General features: G+C 72.4%; 15 protein-coding genes. 7 read left to right on the top strand and 8 right to left on the bottom strand.

The genetic code is table 11. The annotated features are described in order from the left end of the window. Positions 1 to 15: 15 nt before the first annotated feature. Positions 16 to 1,161: a GAF domain-containing sensor histidine kinase gene (locus ACGFR7_RS17400; protein WP_393319362.1), complete on the bottom strand. Its 1,146-nt coding sequence runs from the start codon at positions 1,159 to 1,161 to the stop codon at positions 16 to 18. Positions 1,162 to 1,346: 185 nt separating this feature from the next. Here ACGFR7_RS17400 and ACGFR7_RS17395 point away from each other — a divergent pair, with 185 nt between their 5' ends. From ACGFR7_RS17395 to ACGFR7_RS17385, 3 genes are all read left to right on the top strand, one after another. Beyond that, entirely contained in the window at positions 1,347 to 2,273 is a 927-nt protein-coding gene (locus tag ACGFR7_RS17395) for an SDR family NAD(P)-dependent oxidoreductase (RefSeq protein ID WP_393319360.1), read from the top strand. Beyond that, positions 2,273 to 3,403, top strand: a complete 1,131-nt coding sequence (locus ACGFR7_RS17390) for an S-adenosylmethionine:tRNA ribosyltransferase-isomerase (RefSeq protein ID WP_393319437.1) — start codon at positions 2,273 to 2,275, stop codon at positions 3,401 to 3,403. The genes ACGFR7_RS17395 and ACGFR7_RS17390 overlap by 1 nt, the downstream gene beginning before the upstream one ends. A gap of 431 nt (positions 3,404 to 3,834) precedes the next feature. Further along, the gene (locus ACGFR7_RS17385; RefSeq protein ID WP_393319357.1) at positions 3,835 to 4,614 is read left to right on the top strand and encodes a transglycosylase SLT domain-containing protein; all 780 of its coding nucleotides are present in this window, start codon (positions 3,835 to 3,837) and stop codon (positions 4,612 to 4,614) included. Positions 4,615 to 4,772: 158 nt separating this feature from the next. On the opposite strand, the gene ACGFR7_RS17380 is transcribed toward ACGFR7_RS17385, so the two are convergent. Beyond that, positions 4,773 to 7,469, bottom strand: coding sequence for an FHA domain-containing protein (locus ACGFR7_RS17380; protein WP_393319355.1), 2,697 nt, complete (start codon positions 7,467 to 7,469; stop codon positions 4,773 to 4,775). Between the two features lie 549 nt (positions 7,470 to 8,018). Here ACGFR7_RS17380 and serB point away from each other — a divergent pair. Then, positions 8,019 to 9,266, top strand: a complete 1,248-nt coding sequence (gene serB, locus ACGFR7_RS17375) for a phosphoserine phosphatase SerB (protein WP_328387944.1) — start codon at positions 8,019 to 8,021, stop codon at positions 9,264 to 9,266. A 184-nt stretch (positions 9,267 to 9,450) separates the two neighbouring features. Here serB and ACGFR7_RS17370 read toward each other — a convergent pair whose 3' ends face one another. The 4 genes from ACGFR7_RS17370 to ACGFR7_RS17355 form a co-directional block, all read right to left on the bottom strand. Next, positions 9,451 to 9,969 carry a histidine phosphatase family protein gene (locus ACGFR7_RS17370; RefSeq protein WP_336054676.1) on the bottom strand — a complete coding sequence of 173 codons (519 nt, stop codon included), beginning with the start codon at positions 9,967 to 9,969 and terminating at the stop codon, positions 9,451 to 9,453. An 87-nt stretch (positions 9,970 to 10,056) separates the two neighbouring features. Further along, positions 10,057 to 10,272 carry a hypothetical protein gene (locus ACGFR7_RS17365; protein WP_393319352.1) on the bottom strand — a complete coding sequence of 72 codons (216 nt, stop codon included), beginning with the start codon at positions 10,270 to 10,272 and terminating at the stop codon, positions 10,057 to 10,059. Between the two features lie 258 nt (positions 10,273 to 10,530). After that, positions 10,531 to 10,647: an SGM_5486 family transporter-associated protein gene (locus ACGFR7_RS17360; RefSeq protein ID WP_256331552.1), complete on the bottom strand. Its 117-nt coding sequence runs from the start codon at positions 10,645 to 10,647 to the stop codon at positions 10,531 to 10,533. 16 nt (positions 10,648 to 10,663) lie between these two features. Continuing rightward, entirely contained in the window at positions 10,664 to 12,001 is a 1,338-nt protein-coding gene (locus tag ACGFR7_RS17355) for a CynX/NimT family MFS transporter (RefSeq protein WP_393319349.1), read from the bottom strand. 145 nt (positions 12,002 to 12,146) lie between these two features. Here ACGFR7_RS17355 and ACGFR7_RS17350 point away from each other — a divergent pair, with 145 nt between their 5' ends. Further along, complete coding sequence (locus ACGFR7_RS17350; protein ID WP_393319346.1) at positions 12,147 to 12,830, top strand: FadR/GntR family transcriptional regulator; 684 nt, start codon at positions 12,147 to 12,149, stop codon at positions 12,828 to 12,830. A gap of 236 nt (positions 12,831 to 13,066) precedes the next feature. Here ACGFR7_RS17350 and fabI read toward each other — a convergent pair whose 3' ends face one another. Both fabI and fabG read right to left on the bottom strand, forming a co-directional pair. Continuing rightward, on the bottom strand, positions 13,067 to 13,837 hold the full coding sequence (gene fabI / locus ACGFR7_RS17345; RefSeq protein ID WP_189102722.1) for an enoyl-ACP reductase FabI: 771 nt from the start codon (positions 13,835 to 13,837) through the stop codon (positions 13,067 to 13,069). 5 nt (positions 13,838 to 13,842) lie between these two features. Then, positions 13,843 to 14,547: a 3-oxoacyl-[acyl-carrier-protein] reductase gene (fabG, locus tag ACGFR7_RS17340; RefSeq protein ID WP_393319343.1), complete on the bottom strand. Its 705-nt coding sequence runs from the start codon at positions 14,545 to 14,547 to the stop codon at positions 13,843 to 13,845. A gap of 316 nt (positions 14,548 to 14,863) precedes the next feature. On the opposite strand from fabG, the gene ACGFR7_RS17335 reads away from it, so the two are divergent. Beyond that, the gene (locus ACGFR7_RS17335; RefSeq protein ID WP_393319340.1) at positions 14,864 to 16,417 is read left to right on the top strand and encodes a TldD/PmbA family protein; all 1,554 of its coding nucleotides are present in this window, start codon (positions 14,864 to 14,866) and stop codon (positions 16,415 to 16,417) included. Next, positions 16,414 to 17,853 (top strand): metallopeptidase TldD-related protein, encoded by a 1,440-nt coding sequence (locus ACGFR7_RS17330; protein WP_393319337.1) that lies wholly within the window; start codon positions 16,414 to 16,416, stop codon positions 17,851 to 17,853. Before ACGFR7_RS17335 ends, ACGFR7_RS17330 begins: the two co-directional genes overlap by 4 nt. Positions 17,854 to 17,984 lie beyond the last annotated feature (131 nt).

Below are 17,984 nucleotides of genomic sequence, written 5' to 3'. Positions count from 1 at the left end.
CCACTCCTGTCCGTGTCAGCCACCGGGCACCTCCATCTCGACAGTGGTGCCCTTGCCGGGCTCCGATTCCACGGTGAGCTTTCCGCCGACGCCACTCGCGCGGTCACGCATCGAGACCAGGCCCAGGTGGCGGCCGGCCCGGCGGACCGCGCCCGGGTCGAATCCGCAGCCGTCGTCGGCGATCCGCAGCAGCGCGCCCTGGCCGCTGCGGGTGAGGCCCACCTCGACATGCCCGGCACCGGAGTGCCGCAAGGCGTTGTGCAGCGCCTCCTGGGCCACCCGGAGCATCGCCTCCTCCTGGGACGCGGGGAGCGCCCGGACGCAGTGGGCCGTGAAGGTGACACGTGCGGAGTGTGCCCGGTCCAGGACCTGGGCCTGGGAGCGCAGGGTGGCGACCAGGCCGTCCTCGTCCAGGGCGGCGGGGCGCAGCTCGATGACGGCGGCCCGCAGTTCGTCGGCGGCCTCCGCGGCCAGCGCGGCGACCTGGTGCAGCTCGTCCTTGGCGCGTGCCGGGTCGCGGTCGACCAGGGCGGTGGCGGCCTGGGCGGTGAGGCGGAGCGAGAAGAGCTTCTGGGCGACCGCGTCGTGCAGCTCGTGGGCGAGCCGGGCGCGCTCACCGGCGATGGTCAGCTCGCGGCTGCGCTCGTAGAGGCGGGCGTTGGTCAGGGCGATGGCGGCGTGCTGGGCGAGTATCCCGAGCAGCCGCTCGTCCTCCTCGGTGAATCCGCAGTCGCCGGCCGGCTTGGGGCAGCGCTTGTTCGCCAGGAAGAGGGCGCCGAGGATCTCGTCGCCGTCGGCGACCGGCAGGCCGAGGAAGTCGGACATGTCCGGGTGGGCGGCCGGCCAGCCGCCGAAGCGGGGGTCCGCACGGACGTCGGCGAGCCGTTCCGGGGTGGCGTTGTGCAGCATCGCGGCGAGAATGCCGTGCTGGCGGGGCAGCGGGCCGATGGCCTTCCACTGCTCGGCGCTGACGCCGTCCACCACGAACTGGGCGAAGCCGCCGTGGTCGTCGGGCACGCCCAGGGCGGCGTACTCGGCGTCCAGCAGCTCGCGGGCCGAGGCCACGATCGTCTTGAGGACGTCGCGCACCTCCAGATGCCTGCTCATGGCCAGGATCGCGGTGCTCACCGCGGGGATTCCGGCTCCCGGTCCGTTGCTCATGGGCTCACCGTACCGGCGGGGCGACCAGGCCGTATCGGTCCGCCGACGGCTGCCGTCTACGTCCACCGGCCTAGGGCGAATGCCCTGGCCATGGCAGGTCCGGCGCCCGACGTCCGCGGGCCGGCGGTGTTCCTACCGTGAGAGCGGGCCGGGATCCCGGCCCGGATTCGAAAGGGGACGCGATCATGCCGGTGGCGGTCATCACGGGGGCATCGAAGGGGCTGGGCCGGGCGCTCGCCGCGGCGCTGGCGGCACGGGGGTGGGACCTGGTCGTGGACGCGAGGTCGGCCGGGCCGCTGGAGGACGCGGCGCGGGAGCTGCGCGGGACGGGGGCACGGGTGGTCGCGCTGCCCGGGGATGTGACGGACCGCGGGCACCGGGCGGCGCTGGTGGCCGCGGCCGGCGCGCTGGGCGGGCTCGATCTGCTGGTGAACAACGCGAGCGCGCTGGGGGCCGAGCCGCTGGCCCGGCTGGCGGACCATCCGCTGGACGGGCTGCGGGCGGCGCTGGAGGTGAATGTGGTGGCGCCGCTCGGCCTGGTCCAGGAGGCTTTGCCGCTCTTGCGGAATTCCTCCTACCTGTCCTCGTATGAGGAAGTCCTCCCCTATATAGGGAAAGCTCCTTATGGAGAGGATGTCGGAAATGGTGCGACATACGATTCACACCCTTACATCGAGAATGCCCGAAATACCGGAACGTCCGATTCGTCCACTTATGGAGCAGTAAGCGACGCGACCATCGGGGCGAAAGGGGCATTTGCCCGGACCGGTGGGGCGGTGCTCAACATCAGCTCGGACGCGGCCGTCGAGGCGTACCCGGCCTGGGGCGGCTACGGCGCCACGAAGGCGGCGCTGGACCAGCAGTCGGCGGTGCTCGCGGTGGAGGAGCCGGGGCTGCGGGTGTGGTGGGTGGACCCGGGGGACATGCGGACCGATCTGTACGCCGCCGCCGTACCGGACGAGGACACCTCCGGACGGCCGCTGCCCCAGGCCGTGGTCCCCGGACTGCTGCGCCTGCTGGACGACAAGGCCCCCAGCGGGCGGTATCACGCGGCGGCCGGGACGGACCCGTCCGACGGAGCGCCCACGTCCGAGGGGGCGGGCTCCCGGTGATCACGGAGGCGGTGCAGGTCCCGGCGGAGCTGTCGGCCGCGGTCCCGGCCGAGCAGCGGGGGCCCGGCCTGGGCCGGGACGCCGTACGGCTGATGGTGAGCCGGGGTGCGGCCGAGATTGGCCACCACGAGTTCGGTGAGCTGCCGGACCTGCTGGCCGCCGGGGATGTGCTGGTGGTGAACACCTCGCGGACGCTGCCCGCCGCGGTGGACGGACGGGTCGGTGACGGCCGGGGACGCGGCGAGCCGGTGGTGGTGCACTTCTCCACGCGGGCGGACCGGTGGCACCCGGCGGGACGGACGGTGGCCGGCCGCTGGACGGTGGAGCTGCGGAGTCCGGACGGGCGGGGCAGCACGGTGCCGCGGGCGGGCGGCCCGGCCGGCACGGTGGTGCGGCTGCCCGGCGGGGCGCGGCTGACGCTGGAGGCCCCGCTGGACCCCGGGAGCGCCCGGCTGTGGTGGGCGCGGGTGGCGGGCGTGGAGGCGGCCGAGCTGATGCGGCGCCACGGGCGGCCGATCCGCTACGGCTACACGGACCGGGACCAGCCGCTGGACGCGTACCAGACGGTGTTCGCGGTGAACTCCCCCGGCGGCGGCAGCGCGGAGATGCCGAGTGCCGCCCGGCCCTTCACCGCCGCGCTGGTGGCGCGGCTGGTCAGCAAGGGGGTGCAGTTCGCGCCGGTCTCGCTGCATACGGGGGTCGCCTCGGCGGAGGCGTTCGAGCCGCCGTATGCGGAGCGGTTCGTGGTGCCGCCGGCCACGGCGTGGCTGGTCAACGCCGCGCGGGCCCGGCGCAGGACGGCGGCGCGGCGGCAGCGTCCGGGCGCCCCGGCCGGGCGGATCGTGGCGGTGGGGACCACGGCCGTACGGGCCCTGGAGTCGGCGACCGGCACGGACGGGCGGGTGCGCGCCGCGGCCGGCTGGACGGAACTCGTGGTCACGCCGGAGCGCGGGGTGCGGGCGGTGGACGGCCTGCTCACCGGCCTGCACGAGCCCACCGCCTCCCATCTGCTGATGCTCGAGGCGGTGGCGGACGACGGGGAGGCGCTGCGCCGGGCCTACGCGGCGGCGGTGCGGCGGCGCTATCTGTGGCATGAATTCGGCGATCTGCATCTCGTGCTGCCCGACTGAGCTCGGGGCGCGATGGGCGCGCAGCGGCACGCGCCCCGGACGGGCCACATGACCGTCCGGGGCATTCCGGGAATCCGCCGCCGGGCCGTAGGGGATATGCCGTAGGGGGGATATGACGCATACGGACTGTGCATTTGCAATTACGTCCGGCGAGACAAACACCGCCGCACTGTGACGCCGCGCATAGGACGCAGGTCACTTACGAGCCGGGTTAGTGGACCCCCCACTACTGCGTGAGCTGGGAAAGTCCTATTCGGGACGCAATATCAGCCGCCAGGGTTCCACTAACCGGGATCGTACGTCACACCTTTGCCGGGGGAATTTCCGGCCGCTAAGAATGGCCCCGTCGCTCGGCGCCGTGAATGGAATTACGGCGTTCGCCACCACTCCGGGCCCGTGCGGCGTCCCCCCATCGGAAGGTCTGTCCCGCCATGCCTCAGCACGCCTCTTCTGGTCTCCGCCGCCTGACCCGCACGCAGAAGCTCTCCGTCGCCGGTATCGCCGCAGCCGGTGCCGCGGCCCTGGCCTTCACCGCCGTTCCGGGTGCCGACGCCGGTCAGGGCACGGCGCAGGCCACCACTGCCGACGCGAAGCCGGTCGCCTTCAGCGCGGTCGGTACCGCCGCCGAGGCCCAGCAGGCCACGATCGCCAAGCAGGCCGACAGCTCCGCCGCCAAGGGCAAGGCCGAGGCCGCCGCCAAGAAGGCCGCGGCCGTCAAGGCCGCGAAGGCGAAGGCCGCCGCAGTGGCGAAGGCCCAGGCCGAGAAGGCGCGCGCCACGAAGGCCGCCGCGAACCGGTCCGCCGTGCGCACCGCGATCCCCGCCGCGGCGAAGCCCGCCGTGAAGCCGGTGCCCGCGAAGACCGCCGCCAAGCCGGCCGCCAAGACCTACCCGGACAACCTGGACGGCTGGATCCGCGAGTCGCTGGCCATCATGGCCAAGAAGGGCATCCCCGGCTCGTACGAGGGCATCCACCGCAACATCATGCGCGAGTCCAGCGGTAACCCGATGGCCATCAACAACTGGGACATCAACGCCATCAACGGCACCCCGTCCAAGGGCCTGCTGCAGGTCATCGCGCCGACCTTCAAGACGTACCACGTCGAAGGCACCTCCTGGAACCTGTACGACCCGGTCGCCAACATCACCGCCGCCTGCAACTACGCGGCCGCCAAGTACGGCTCGATGGACAACGTCAACTCGGCGTACTGAGCCACCGGTTCAGGGCGTACCGGACCACCGGTTCAGGCAGTCCGCAGTCGCGCACACCGCCGAGGGGCGGCACCCGGTCCCGGGTGCCGCCCCTCGGGCGTGCGGTGCGGTGCGCTGTGCGGCGCGGTGCGCTGTGCGGCGCGGTGCGCTGTGCGGCGCTACTTACGCATGACCTCGGGCTCATGGCGGCGCAGCAGCCGTGCGACGGCGAAGGCGAGCGCGACGCCCAGGCTGATCAGGATGATCATGTCCATCACATAGACGCCGGTCTGGTGCTTCCACAGCGGGTCCGGGTTGCCCTGCTCCCAGGGCAGCAAGGTGTTCATGTCGGCGGTGGCGCCCATCGCCGCGACGGCCCAGCGCGACGGCATCAGCCAGGCGAACTGTGCGACGCCCGGGGTGTCGAAGAGCTGGAAGAGCACACCGGTGAACACCACCTGGACGATGGCGAACATGACCAGCAGCGGCATGGTCTTCTCGGCGGTCTTCACCAGCGAGGAGATGACCAGGCCGAACATCATCGAGGTGAAGCCGAGCGCGATGATCGCCAGCGCCATCTCGATCTGCGGGGCCTTCGCCAGGATCAGGCCCTCGGAGGGCAGGTTCCGGGTCGAGAAGCCGATCGCCGCGATGATCACGCCCTGGATGGCCGTGACCACGCCGAGCACGATCACCTTGGACATCAGATACGCCGACCGCGACAGGCCGGTGGCCCGTTCGCGTTCGTAGATCACCCGTTCCTTGATGAGTTCGCGCACCGAGTTGGCGGCGCCCGAGAAGCACATGCCGACCGCGAGGATCAGCATGATGGTGCTCGCATCGCGGTTGGTGCGGCCCCTGGCCATCGGCCCGTAGCCGAGGCCGTAGTCGCTGGGGATCAGCATCGAGACCACGCCGAGCACCGCGGGCAGGATCACCATCAGCCCCAGGAAGCCCCGGTCGGAGGCGAGCACCGAGACATAGCGGCGCATCAGCGTCCACAGCTGCGAGCCCCAGCTCTGGGACTTGTGTATCCGGGCCGACGGCACCTGGACATTGACCGACTGCGGGGCGACGGCGTCGATGTCCGCGGCGTACAGCTGGTAGTGCGGGGAGCCGCGCCAGCGCCCCATCCAGTCGTAGTCGCGGTAGTTCTCGAACGCCGAGAAGACATCCGCCCAGGTGTCGTACTGGAAGAAGTTGAGCGCTTCCTCGGGCGGGCCGAAGTAGGCCACGCCGCCGCCCGGGGCCATCACCAGCAGCTTGTCGCACAGCGCGAGTTCGGCCACCGAGTGCGTGACGACCAGGACCGTACGGCCGTCGTCGGCGAGGCCGCGCAGCAGCTGCATGACATCGCGGTCCATGCCCGGGTCGAGACCCGAGGTCGGCTCGTCCAGGAAGATCAGTGACGGCTTGGTCAGCAGCTCCAGGGCCACCGACACCCGCTTGCGCTGGCCGCCGGAGAGCGAGGTGACCTTCTTGTCCTTGTGGACGTGGAGCTTGAGCTCGTGCAGCACCTCGTCGATCCGGGCCTTGCGCTCGGCGTCCGCGGTGTCACCGGGGAAGCGGAGCTTGGCCGCGTACCTGAGGGCCTTCTCGACGGTCAGCTCCTTGTGCAGGATGTCGTCCTGCGGGACCAGACCGATGCGCTGGCGCAGTTCGGCGAACTGCTTGTAGAGGTTCCGGTTGTCGTAGAGGACATCGCCCTGGTTGGCGGGGCGGTAGCCGGTCAGCGCCTTGAGCAGCGTCGACTTGCCGGAGCCTGACGGGCCGATGACCGCGACCAGGGACTTCTCCGGGACGCCGAAGGAGACGTCCTTGAGGATTTGCTTTCCGCCGTCGACGGTGACCGTGAGGTGGCGGGCCGAGAAGGAGACCTCACCGGTGTCGACGAACTCCTCGAGGCGGTCGCCGACCAGCCGGAAGGTGGAGTGGCCGACGCCGATGATGTCGTTCGCGCCGACCGGCGCCTTGCCGGACTTGGGGACCGGCTGGCCGTTGATGTAGGTGCCGTTGTGGCTGCCGAGGTCGTGGATCTCGAACCGGCCGTCGGGGGTGGCGCGGAACTCGGCGTGGTGGCGGGAGACCTGGAGGTCGGAGACGACCAGCTCGTTCTCCAGCGCACGGCCGATACGCATCACCCGCCCCGAGTCGAGGCGGTGGAACGTGGTCGGGCTGCGGTCGCCATGCGCCGGGGTGCCGGCCTGCGGGGACTGCCGGGCCTGCTGCGGGGGCACGGCCTGCGAAGGCTGCTGGGACTGCTGCGGATGCTGGGACTGCTGCGGCTGAGCCTGCGGGGACTGCCGGGCCTGCTGCGGGGGCACGGCCTGCGAAGGCTGCTGAGCGTGCTGCGGCTGCTGGGACTGCTGCGGCTGAGCCTGCGGGGGCTGCTGGGCCTGCTGTGGCGGGACGTACGGCTGTTGCTGGTCCTGCGGCGGCGCCTGCCAGCCCTGCTGGGCGGGCGGCTGGTGCCGGCCCGGCGGCTGGTGCGCGGGGGGCGCCTGCCAGCCCTGCGCGGGCTGCTGCTGCGGCGTCATGGCGGGCTGCGCGCCGAAGGCGTCGGCGGCCTGCGCCCCGGCGGACAGGGTCACCCGGGGGCCGTCGGTGGCGTTGCCCAGGTGCACGGTCGCGCCGGGGGCGATCTCCATCTGGTGGATCCGCCGGCCCTGGACATACGTGCCGTTGGTGCTGCCCTGGTCTTCGATGATCCAGCTGTGGCCGGCCCAGCGCACAGTGGCGTGCCGCCAGGAGACCCTGGCGTCGTCGAGCACCATGTCGCCCTGCGGGTCACGGCCCACGTTGTAGGACCGGGACGGGTCGAGCGTCCAGGTCCTTCCGTTCAATTCGAGTACGAGTTCAGGCACTCCACGCCCCATTACATAGTCCCCCGAGTGACGCCCTGTATGGGAATCCAGGGATGGTGAACATCGTGAGGAACTATTTCAGGCCCGGCGCTCGGACCGGTAACCGGGACGGGAGCAGGGTGCAGGTGCGCGCGCCGGTGCCCGTCAAAGCCCCCCGGAGCACGGGAAACACTTACGGATACCCCGAGATCACCGGATAACAGGTGTTCCGGACGGAAGGGGCTCCGCCGGGAGCGGCACGGCCCGCCGTGGACGCCGTGCAGGTCCGCGGCGGAGGCCGCATTATGGGAGGAAGCGGATACGCACCTGACCGACCGCCCGGTCCGCCGCGTCTGCGCACCGCCGGCGCGCCGAACCCGTCGCCCCGGCAGGCGGATTGGCGTGCCGGGGCAGACTCCCTGGTCGGGCGGCACACGGTGAGCCGGACACGACTCGATAACGATCAACGGGCCGCCGGGGCCGGAGGCACAGGGGTGCGGGCGCGGCGGCACCGGGCCGCGCCGGTCCGAACCCCGGACACCCGTACGGACGCGACCGCCCGGCGGTTACCGTAAGGGCACCATGAGCGCATCGCAGATCCCGCCTGCCACCGCCGTACCGGGCGATGACCTACCGACCCTTCTCGTGAAGATCTTCGGGAAGGACCGGCCCGGCATCACCGCAGGTCTCTTCGACACCCTCGCTGCCTACTCCGTCGATGTCGTGGACATCGAACAGATGGTGACCCGGGGGCGCATCACACTGTGCGCGCTGGTCACCGCCCCCTCCCCCGCCGAGGGCTCCTCCGGCACCTCCGAAGGCGACCTGCGGGCGACCGTGCACAGCTGGGCCGAGTCGCTGAACCTCCAGGCGGAGATCATCTCCGGCCGCGGTGACAACCGCCCGCGCGGCACCGGCCGTTCGCACGTCACCGTGCTGGGGCACCCGCTCACCGCGGAGACCGCCGCCGCGATCGCCGCTGCCATAACGGCCACCGGCGGCAACATCGACCGCATCTTCCGGCTTGCCAAGTACCCGGTGACCGCCGTCGAGTTCGCGGTGTCCGGCGCGGCGACCGAGGCGCTGCGCAGTGTGCTGGCCCCCGAGGCCGCACGGCTCGGCGTGGACGTCGCGGTGGTGGCGGCCGGGCTGCAGCGCAGGGCGCAGCGGCTGGTGGTCATGGACGTCGACTCGACGCTCATCCAGGACGAGGTCATCGAGCTGTTCGCGGCGCACGCCGGCTGTGAGGCCGAGGTCGCCGAGGTCACCGCCGCCGCGATGCGCGGTGAGCTGGACTTCGAGCAGTCGCTGCACGCCCGGGTCGAGCTGCTGGGCGGGCTCGACGCGTCCGTGGTCGAGGCCGTGCGCAAGGAGGTACGGCTCACCCCCGGGGCCCGCACGCTGGTGCGGACCCTCAAGCGGCTCGGCTATCAAGTCGGCGTCGTGTCGGGCGGTTTCACGCAGGTCACCGACGCACTCCAGGAGGAGCTGGGGCTGGACTTCGCCTCGGCCAACACCCTGGAGATCGTCGACGGGAAGCTCACCGGCCGGGTCACCGGCGACATCGTGGACCGGGCCGGCAAGGCGCGGCTGCTGCGGGAGTTCGCGCAGCAGGCGGGGGTGCCGCTCGCGCAGACCGTGGCGATCGGGGACGGCGCCAACGACCTCGACATGCTCAACACGGCCGGGCTCGGCGTCGCCTTCAACGCCAAGCCGGTGGTGCGGGAGGCGGCGCACACCGCGGTGAACGTGCCGTTCCTGGACACCGTGCTGTATCTGCTGGGGATCACCCGCGAAGAGGTCGAGGCGGCGGACACCCTCGTCGGCTGAGCGGTCCGGAACGGCCCGGTCAAACACGGCTGCGGCCGGGTCGGCACGGCCGCGGCACGGAGCCCCGCCCGGCGAAGAACGACGACGGACGGAAGAGGGCCCCGGCACCTGTGTGCCGGGGCCCTCTCGCGTGCGTCATGCGTGCCCGCACCGCGTGCGCGCGGGGTCCTCAGCGTTCTCCGCGTTATCCGTGGGGCGTCCAGTAGGCGACCAGGCGTCCGACGCCGTGCTCGACGGACTTCCAGGAGCCGTTGAAGGAGAGCACCGCGAGCGAGGCCGTGGGGAAGCCGCTGCGGTTCATCCGGGGCAGCAGGTCGCCCTCGGCGTCGCCGGAGAGCGCGTCGGCGAGGGCGTGCACGCCGGGGTTGTGCCCGACCAGCATCAGGTCGGTGACGTCGTCGGAGGTCTCGTTCAGCAGCGCGATCAGCTCGCCCAGGGAGGCTTCGTAGATCCGCTCCTCATAGACGGTCTTGGGTCGCTGCGGGAGCTCGTGGACGGCGAGCTTCCATGTCTCGCGGGTACGCGCTGACGTCGAGCACAGGGTCAGATCGGGGGTGATCCCGGCTCCGGCCAGCCAGCGGCCGGCGACCGGGGCATCCTTGCGGCCGCGCTCGGCGAGCGGACGCTCATGATCGCTGGTCTCCGACCATTCGGCCTTGGCGTGTCGGAGGAGGACAATCCGGCGGGGTGTATCGGCGCTCATGCGTCCCAGCTTCGCACGAAAGGCGGCACGGGGCGCGGGGTGTTGAAGTGCTCCCCTGCGAGGTGAGGTGTCGGCGGCAAACGGGCGTCAGGCACCGCCGCGCACGATCCGGGCCAGGAGTTCCAGCAGTGCGACCAGGCCCTGCGGGGCGCTCGCGGCCCTCGCCTCGGCGGGACCGGCGACGACTATCAGCAGGGCCACGAAGGAGATCACCGGCAGGGTCAGTGCCCACCACGGCAGGCGCATCCGCAGGCGGGGACGGCGGGCCTCGGCGGCGGCCGGCCGCCTGGGCGCAGCGGACATGCGCATCGCCTCCGTGGCGCATCGAAGGGCGGCGCGGCCGCGGGCCGCGGCGCACCCACCGCTGTGTGCGGTGCTCTTCGAAGCTACGGATTCCCGGCGGCCGTTCCCATCCGGGAAGCCCCCCACTCGACCCTGGCGTCGGCCCCCTAGGGGACGGGGGTCACCCCCACCCGCGCCCGGGCCGGTCTCGGGCCGGCAGGCCGCAGCCGGCGGACCCCGGCCGGGGCAGTCCCTTTGCCGGGTGCCCAGGGGGTGCCCCTACGGCGCCGCGATACTCGCAATGATCGCGACGAGGACGGTCACGCCGAGCATGACGCCCAGCACCAGGAGCAGCTTCTTCTGGCTGCCCTGCGGATTCGGTTCGAGCACTGGCATGCGCCCAGTGTCGCACTCAGGCCTCGTCCTCGATCCGGCGGTCCCGCCCGGCCAGCACGCCCACCGCGATCTGCGGCACCATCAGCCCTGCCATCAGGGCGATCGGCAGCCCCCAGCCGCCGCTGTGCTGGTAGAGCGTGCCGACCAGCAGCGGTCCGGGAACGGAGATCAGATAGCCGACGCTCTGGGTGAAGGCCGAGAGCTTGACGACCCCGGCGGAACTGGTCGAACGCATCCCGATCATCGTCAGGGCCAGTGGGAAGGCACAGTTGGAGATGCCCATCAGCAGCGCCCAGGCCCAAGCCCCGGCAGCCGGCGCCAGCCACAGTCCGGCGTAACCGGCCAGGCCGCACAGGCCGAGCAGCACCGCGAGCGGCCCCTGATGCCGCATCCGGGCCGCCAGCCGCGGCAGGACGAAGGAGAGCGGGACGCCCATCGCCATGGTGACCGCCAGCAGCACTCCCGCGGTGCCCGCCGAGACCCCGGCGTCGCGGAAGATCTGCGGCATCCAGCCCATCGTGATGTACGCGGCGGTGGCCTGCAGGCCGAAGAAGACGGCCAGTGCCCAGGCGGTCGGTGAGGAGGTGATCCGTACGGTGGTCTCCCCGGTGGGTGCCGCGCCGCCCGTGGCCGGCCCGGCGGCGGCCCTGCGCTGCCGTGCCACCAGGAGCCAGGGCAGCACGGCAACCGCGGCGAGCGCCGCCCACACCGCCAGGCCCGTCCGCCAACTGCCGCCGAGCGCATCGGTCATGGGCACGGTGAGCGCCGCGGCGAGCGAGGTGCCCAGGGCCAGCGCCATGGAGTAGAGCCCGGTCATCGGGCCGACCCGGTCGGCGAACCAGCTCTTGATGACCACCGGCATCAAGACGTTGCTGACCGCGATGCCGGCCAGGGCGAGCCCGCTGGCGGCGAGGAAGCCGCCGGTGCCGCCGGCGTACGGGCGCACCACGACGCCCACGGTGATCGCGGCCATGCCGGCGCAGACGATCGCCCCGGGCCCGAAGCGCCTGGCCAGGCGGGGCGCGGCGATACCGAAAGCGGCGAAGCACAGCGCGGGTACGGAGGTCAGCAGGCCGGCGACGGTGCCGCTCATGCCGAGGCCCACGCGGACCTCCTCCAGCAGCGCGCCGAGGCTGGTGATGGCCGGGCGGAGGTTGAGCGCGGCGAGGACGAGAGCGGCGATCACGATCCACCGCAGCCGGTGGCCGGCCGGCCCGGTTGCCGGGAGGCGGCTCTCCGGAGCGGCTTCGCCGAGACCCGGCCGCGGGTGTCCGGTGCCGTGGGCGGGCCGGTCGGCGGGGGTCGTACGGGGCTCGGCGGCGGGGCCGAGGGTCGCGAGGTCGTCGTCTGCCATAGACGCCATCATAGAATCATGGGATGAATGCTTGTCCAGCCGATATCGATAGCCTCTGCTGTCCCGGCCGGCACCGACGACCACAAGGCTCCGCCGGGCGCCGTACCGCCCCCGTCCGTCGTCCCCCTCACCCCGGAGTGCAGCCATGCCTCTGACCTCGCCCCGCCGGTCCGCGCTGGCCGACCAGGTGATCGCGCAGCTGCGCGCCCAGATCACGTCCGGCGAGTGGCCGGTGGGCTCCCGCATCCCGACCGAGCCGGCGCTCGTCGAGCAGCTCGGGGTGGCCCGCAACACCGTCCGCGAGGCCGTACGGGCGCTGGCGCACAACGGGCTGCTGGACATCCGGCAGGGCTCGGGCACGTACGTGGTGGCGACCAGTGAACTGGCCGGAGTGATGAACCGCCGGTTCGCGGCGGCCGAGCCCGGACACGTCGCCGAGCTGCGCAGCGCCCTGGAGGCGTCGGCCGCCCGGCTCGCCGCCGAGCGCCGCACCGCACAGGACCTGCGGCAGATCGACGCCCTGCTGGAGCGCCGCGAGCGCGCCTGGGAGTCCGGCGCGGCGGAGGCCTTCGTGGAGGCGGACGCGACCTTGCACATGGCGATCGTGGCGGCCTCGCACAACGAGGTGCTGGCCGAGATCTACGCTGACCTCGGAGGCGTGCTGCGCGACTTCCTGCGCGCCGATGTGGGCGAGGAGCTGCGGCCCGAGGCGCATATGGACCATGCCCGGCTGGTCGAGGCGATCCGGGCGGGCGACGGCGACCGGGCCGCCGCCGAGGCGAGCGCCCACCCCTTCGGCTGCCGGCTCGGCCTCCCGGACCGCGGCTGACCCGCAACACACCGCACGCGCCGCACGCGCCGCACACACCACACGCGCCGCACGCGCCGCACACACCACACTCGCCGCACACACCGCACCCCGGCGGGCCCCGCCGGCCCCGCCCCGTAAAGCCGTCCGCCCCTTGAAGCCGTACTGCCCGCCCAAGCCGTACTGCCCGCCCCGGCGGACCGGGACGGGCAGTACGGAAGAGCGGCACAGACGGACAGCGCAAAGGCGCCGGTGCGTCAGGCACCCATCATGTGCACACCACCGTCGACGTGGACGATCTCGCCCGTCGTCCGGGGGAAGAAGTCGGACAGCATGCCGACGACGCCGCGGCCGGCCGGCTCCGGGTCGGCCAGGTCCCAGCCGATCGGGGCGCGGTGGTTCCACACGTCCGCCAGCTCCTCGAAGCCGGGGATGGACTTGGCGGCCATCGACTTGATGGGGCCGGCCGAGACCAGGTTGCAGCGGATGTTCTTGGCGCCGAGGTCACGCGCCAGGTAGCGGTTGGTGCTCTCCAGCGCCGCCTTGGCCACGCCCATCCAGTCGTACTTCGGCCAGGCGATCTGCGCGTCGAAGGTGAGGCCGACGACCGCGCCGCCGTGCTCCATGAGCGGCAGGCAGGCCATGGTCAGCGACTTGTACGAGTAGGCCGAGACCTGGACCGCGGTACCCACGTCCGACCACTCCGCCTCCAGGAAGTTGAAGGCGCCCTGCGGGCCGAAGGCGATGGAGTGCACGATGCCGTCGAGACGGGCGCCCTCGCCCTGGTGCTCCCGGATCTTGTCGGCCAGCCCGTCCAGGTGCTCCTGGTTGGTGACGTCCAGCTCGATGACCGGGGCCGGCTTGGGCAGCCGCTTGGCGATCCGCTCGACGAGGGAGAGCCGGCCGAAGCCGGTGAGGATGACCTCGGCGCCCTCGTTCTGGGCGACCTTGGCCGCCTGGAAGGCGATCGACGACTCGGTCAGCACACCCGTGACGAGGATGCGCTTGCCTGCAAGGATTCCACTCATGCTGATCAGTGACCCATGCCCAATCCGCCGTCGACGGGAATGACGGCTCCGGTGATGTACGCGGCCTCGTCGGAGGCCAGGAAGCGGACCGAGGCGGCGATCTCCTCGGGCTGCGCATACCGCGCGAGCGGCACCTGCTTGACGATGCTCTCCCGCTGCTCGTCGGTGAGCACACGGGTCATGTCGGTGTCGACGAAGCCGGGGGCGACGACGTTGACGGTGATGTTCCGGCTGCCCAGCTCCCGGGCGAGCGAGCGGGCGAAGCCCACCAGGCCGGCCTTGGAAGCGGCGTAGTTCGCCTGGCCCGGAGCGCCCATCAGGCCCACCACGGACGAGATCAGCACGACCCGGCCCTTGCGGGCCCGCAGCATCGCCCGGTTGGCGCGCTTGACCACCCGGAACGTGCCGGTGAGGTTGGTCTCCAGGACCGAGGTGAAGTCCTCCTCGGACATCCGCATCAGCAGCTGGTCACGGGTGACGCCGGCGTTGGCCACCAGCACCTCGACCGGACCCTGCTTCTCCTCGATCTCCTTGTACGCCTGCTCGACCTGCTCGCTGTCCGTGATGTCGCACTTCACGGCCAAAAACCCCGCGGGCGGCTCGCCCGAGCGGTAGGTGACGGCGACCTGGTCGCCTGCCTCGGCGAAGGCACGGGCAATGGCGAGGCCAATGCCGCGGTTACCTCCGGTGACCAGAACCGAGCGGCTCAAGAGATCACCCTTTCCGTTTCCTGTCCGGCCTGCGTTCGATACGAAACTATCGGTCACGGAGCCTTTAGGTGGAATCCAGCACGGACAGGCACGGGCGCCGGTCACTGTCGGGTCTCCACAGAACCGCCACCGCGGCACGCCCCCCGGCGGCCACTGTGCGTGCCCCCGGCGCGCCCCCGGCGGCCTCCGCCCGTGCCCGCACCGGCGCCCGGCAGCTGCGCACGCCCTGGCCGACTCCCGGCGCCGCACACCACCGTGCCCTGGGCCACGGGCGCCCGGCAGGGCATGATGCAGGCGCCGACCACGGGAGGACTCCTTGCCTGCACCCCATGCCGTTGACGAAACATTCCTGGCGCTGCCGTTGCACGCGCTGGCCGACGCGGCGCTGGCCCGCGCCCGCGCGCTGGGCGCCGACCATGCGGACTTCCGCCTGGAGCGGATCCGCAGCGCGTCCTGGCGGCTGCGGGACGCCCGTACGTCCGGGACCTCGGACACCACCGACCTCGGCTACGCGGTCCGGGTGGTGCACGGCGGGGCCTGGGGCTTCGCCTCCGGGGTGGATCTGACCATGGACGCGGCGGCGCGGGTGGCCTCGCAGGCGGTGGCGATGGCCAAGCTGTCGGCCAAGGTCATCCGGGCCGCCGGCTCCGCTGGGGGCGCCCCCGGCGATAGCTGGGGGAGGGTCGAGCTGGCCGACGAGCCCGCCCACCCGGACCGCACCTGGGTCTCCTCGTACGAGATCAATCCGTTCGACGTACCGGACGCCGAGAAGAGCGGCCTGCTGGCCGAGTGGAGCGCCCGGCTGCTGGGCGCCGCGGGCGTGGCCCACGCGGACGCCTCGCTGCTGACCGTCCAGGAGAACAAGTTCTACGCCGACAGCGCGGGCACCGGCACCACCCAGCAGCGGGTGCGGCTGCACCCCGAACTGACCGCGGTCGCGGTGGACCCGGTGACCGGCGACTTCGACTCGATGCGCACCCTCGCCCCGCCGGCCGGCCGCGGCTGGGAGTACCTGACCGGCGACCACTACGACTGGGACGGTGAGCTGGCCCGTATCCCCGAGCACCTGGCCGAGAAGATGCGCGCGCCGCACGTCGAGGCCGGCGCGTACGACCTGGTGGTGGATCCGTCCAACCTGTGGCTGACGATCCACGAGTCGATCGGGCACGCGACGGAGCTGGACCGGGCGCTGGGCTACGAGGCGGCCTACGCGGGCACTTCGTTCGCCACCTTCGACCAGCTCGGGAAGCTGGCGTACGGCTCCGCGCTGATGAACGTCACGGGCGACCGGACCGTCGAACACGGGCTCGCGACCATCGGCTACGACGACGAGGGGGTGGCCGCCCAGTCCTGGGACCTGGTCAAGGACGGGACCCTGGTCGGCTACCAACTCGACCGCAGGATCGCGAAACTGACGGGCTTCGACCGCTCCAACGGCTGCGCGTACGCGGACTCCCCCGGCCATGTGCCGGTCCAGCGGATGGCGAACGTCTCGCTGCGGCCGGCCCCGGACGGCCCGTCCACCGAGGAGCTGATCTCCGGGGTGGAGCGCGGCATCTACGTCGTCGGCGACCGGTCCTGGTCGATCGATATGCAGCGGCACAACTTCCAGTTCACCCAGCAGCGGGCCTATGCGATCCGCAACGGGCGGCTGGCCGGGCAGCTGCGTGACGTCGCCTACCAGGCGACCACCACCGACTTCTGGGGCTCGATGACCGCGGTCGGCGGCCCGGAGACCTATGTCCTGGGCGGCGCCTTCAACTGCGGCAAGGCCCAGCCGGGCCAGGTGGCCGCCGTTTCGCACGGCTGCCCGTCGGCTCTCTTCGAGGGCGTGAACATTCTCAACACTTCCCAGGAGGCCGGTCGATGAGCACGCGTACGCCGCGCAGGAACGGGCCGCACGAGATCGTCGAGCGGGCCCTGGAGCTCTCGCGCGGCGACGGCTGTGTGGTCATCGCCGAGGAGCACTCCGGCGCCAATCTGCGCTGGGCGGGCAATGCGCTCACCACCAACGGCGTGACCCGCGGGCGCACCCTGACGGTCGTGGCGACCGTGGACGGCGGCCAGGGCACGGCGTCCGGTGTCGTCTCGCGTTCCGCGGTGACCGCGGATGACGTGGAGCCGCTGGTGCGGGCCGCCGAGGCGGCCGCCCGGGACGCCGGGCCCGCCGAGGACGCCCAGCCGCTGGTCGGCGGCGAGAAGGTGTCCGTCGACTTCACCGAGGCGCCCGCCGAGACCTCCTCGGAGGTGTTCGCGGCGTTCGCCCCGGCGCTGGGTGAGTCCTTCCGGCAGGCCCGCGCGGGCGGCCGTGAGCTGTACGGCTTCGCCCGGCACGATGTCGTCTCGTCGTATCTGGGCACCTCGACCGGGCTGCGGCTGCGGCACGACCAGCCGACCGGGACGCTGGAGCTGAACGCCAAGTCCCCGGACCGCACCCGCTCGGCCTGGGCCGGCCGTGCGACCCGCGACTTCACCGATGTCGATCCGCGGGAGCTGGACGGTGAGCTGGGGCGGCGGCTGGGCTGGGCGGAGCGGCGGATCGAGCTGCCCGCCGGGCGGTACGACACCCTGCTGCCGCCGACCGCCGTGGGTGACCTGCTGGTCTACCAGATGTGGTCCTCCGGGGCCCGGGACGCCGTCGAGGGCCGCACGGTCTTCTCCCGGCCGGCCGGCGGCGACGCGGCGGGCCGGCCCGGGGCGGGTACCCGGCTGGGCGAGCGGCTGAGCGAGCTGCCGCTGACGCTGCGCAGCGACCCGCGGGCGCCCGGTCTGGAGTGCGCACCGTTCGTGCTGGCGCACTCCTCCGGCGACGATGCGTCGGTCTTCGACAACGGGCTGCCGCTGACGGCCACCGAGTGGATGCGCGAGGGCGTGCTGAACCGGCTGCCGACCACCCGGCACAGCGCCGGGCTGACCGGCCTTCCGGTGGCGCCGGGCATCGACAACCTCCTCCTGGAGGGCGGTGGTTCGCGCTCGCTGGAGGAGATGGTGGCCGCCGCCGGGCACGACGGCCCGACGCTGCTGCTGACCTGCCTGTGGTACATCCGCGAGGTCGACCCGGCGACGCTGCTGCTGACCGGTCTGACCCGGGACGGGGTCTACCTGGTCGAGCAGGGCGAGGTGGTCGGCGAGGTGAACAACTTCCGGTTCAACGAGTCGCCGGTGGACCTGCTGTCCCGGGCCGTGGAGGCGGGCCGTACGGAGCGGACCCTGCCGCGGGAGTGGGGCGACTACTTCACCCGGGCCGCGATGCCGGCGCTGCGCGTCCCGGACTTCCATATGAGCTCGGTCAGCCGCGGGGTGTGAGGCCGTGGGCGTCCGCCCGGCCGGTGGCGGCGGGCCGGGCGGGCGGCGGCGGACGGTGGCAGGCGGGCGGCGGACGACTGACGGCGCGGGTGCGTCCTCCGGGACTAATAGACTGTCCGCTTGTCCACCCG

This window comes from Streptomyces sp. NPDC048516 (genome assembly GCF_043199875.1).
GTDB lineage: Bacteria > Actinomycetota > Actinomycetes > Streptomycetales > Streptomycetaceae > Streptomyces.
Note: the sequence above shows the minus strand (reverse complement) of the source record. Positions and strands in the feature narration are given on the sequence as shown.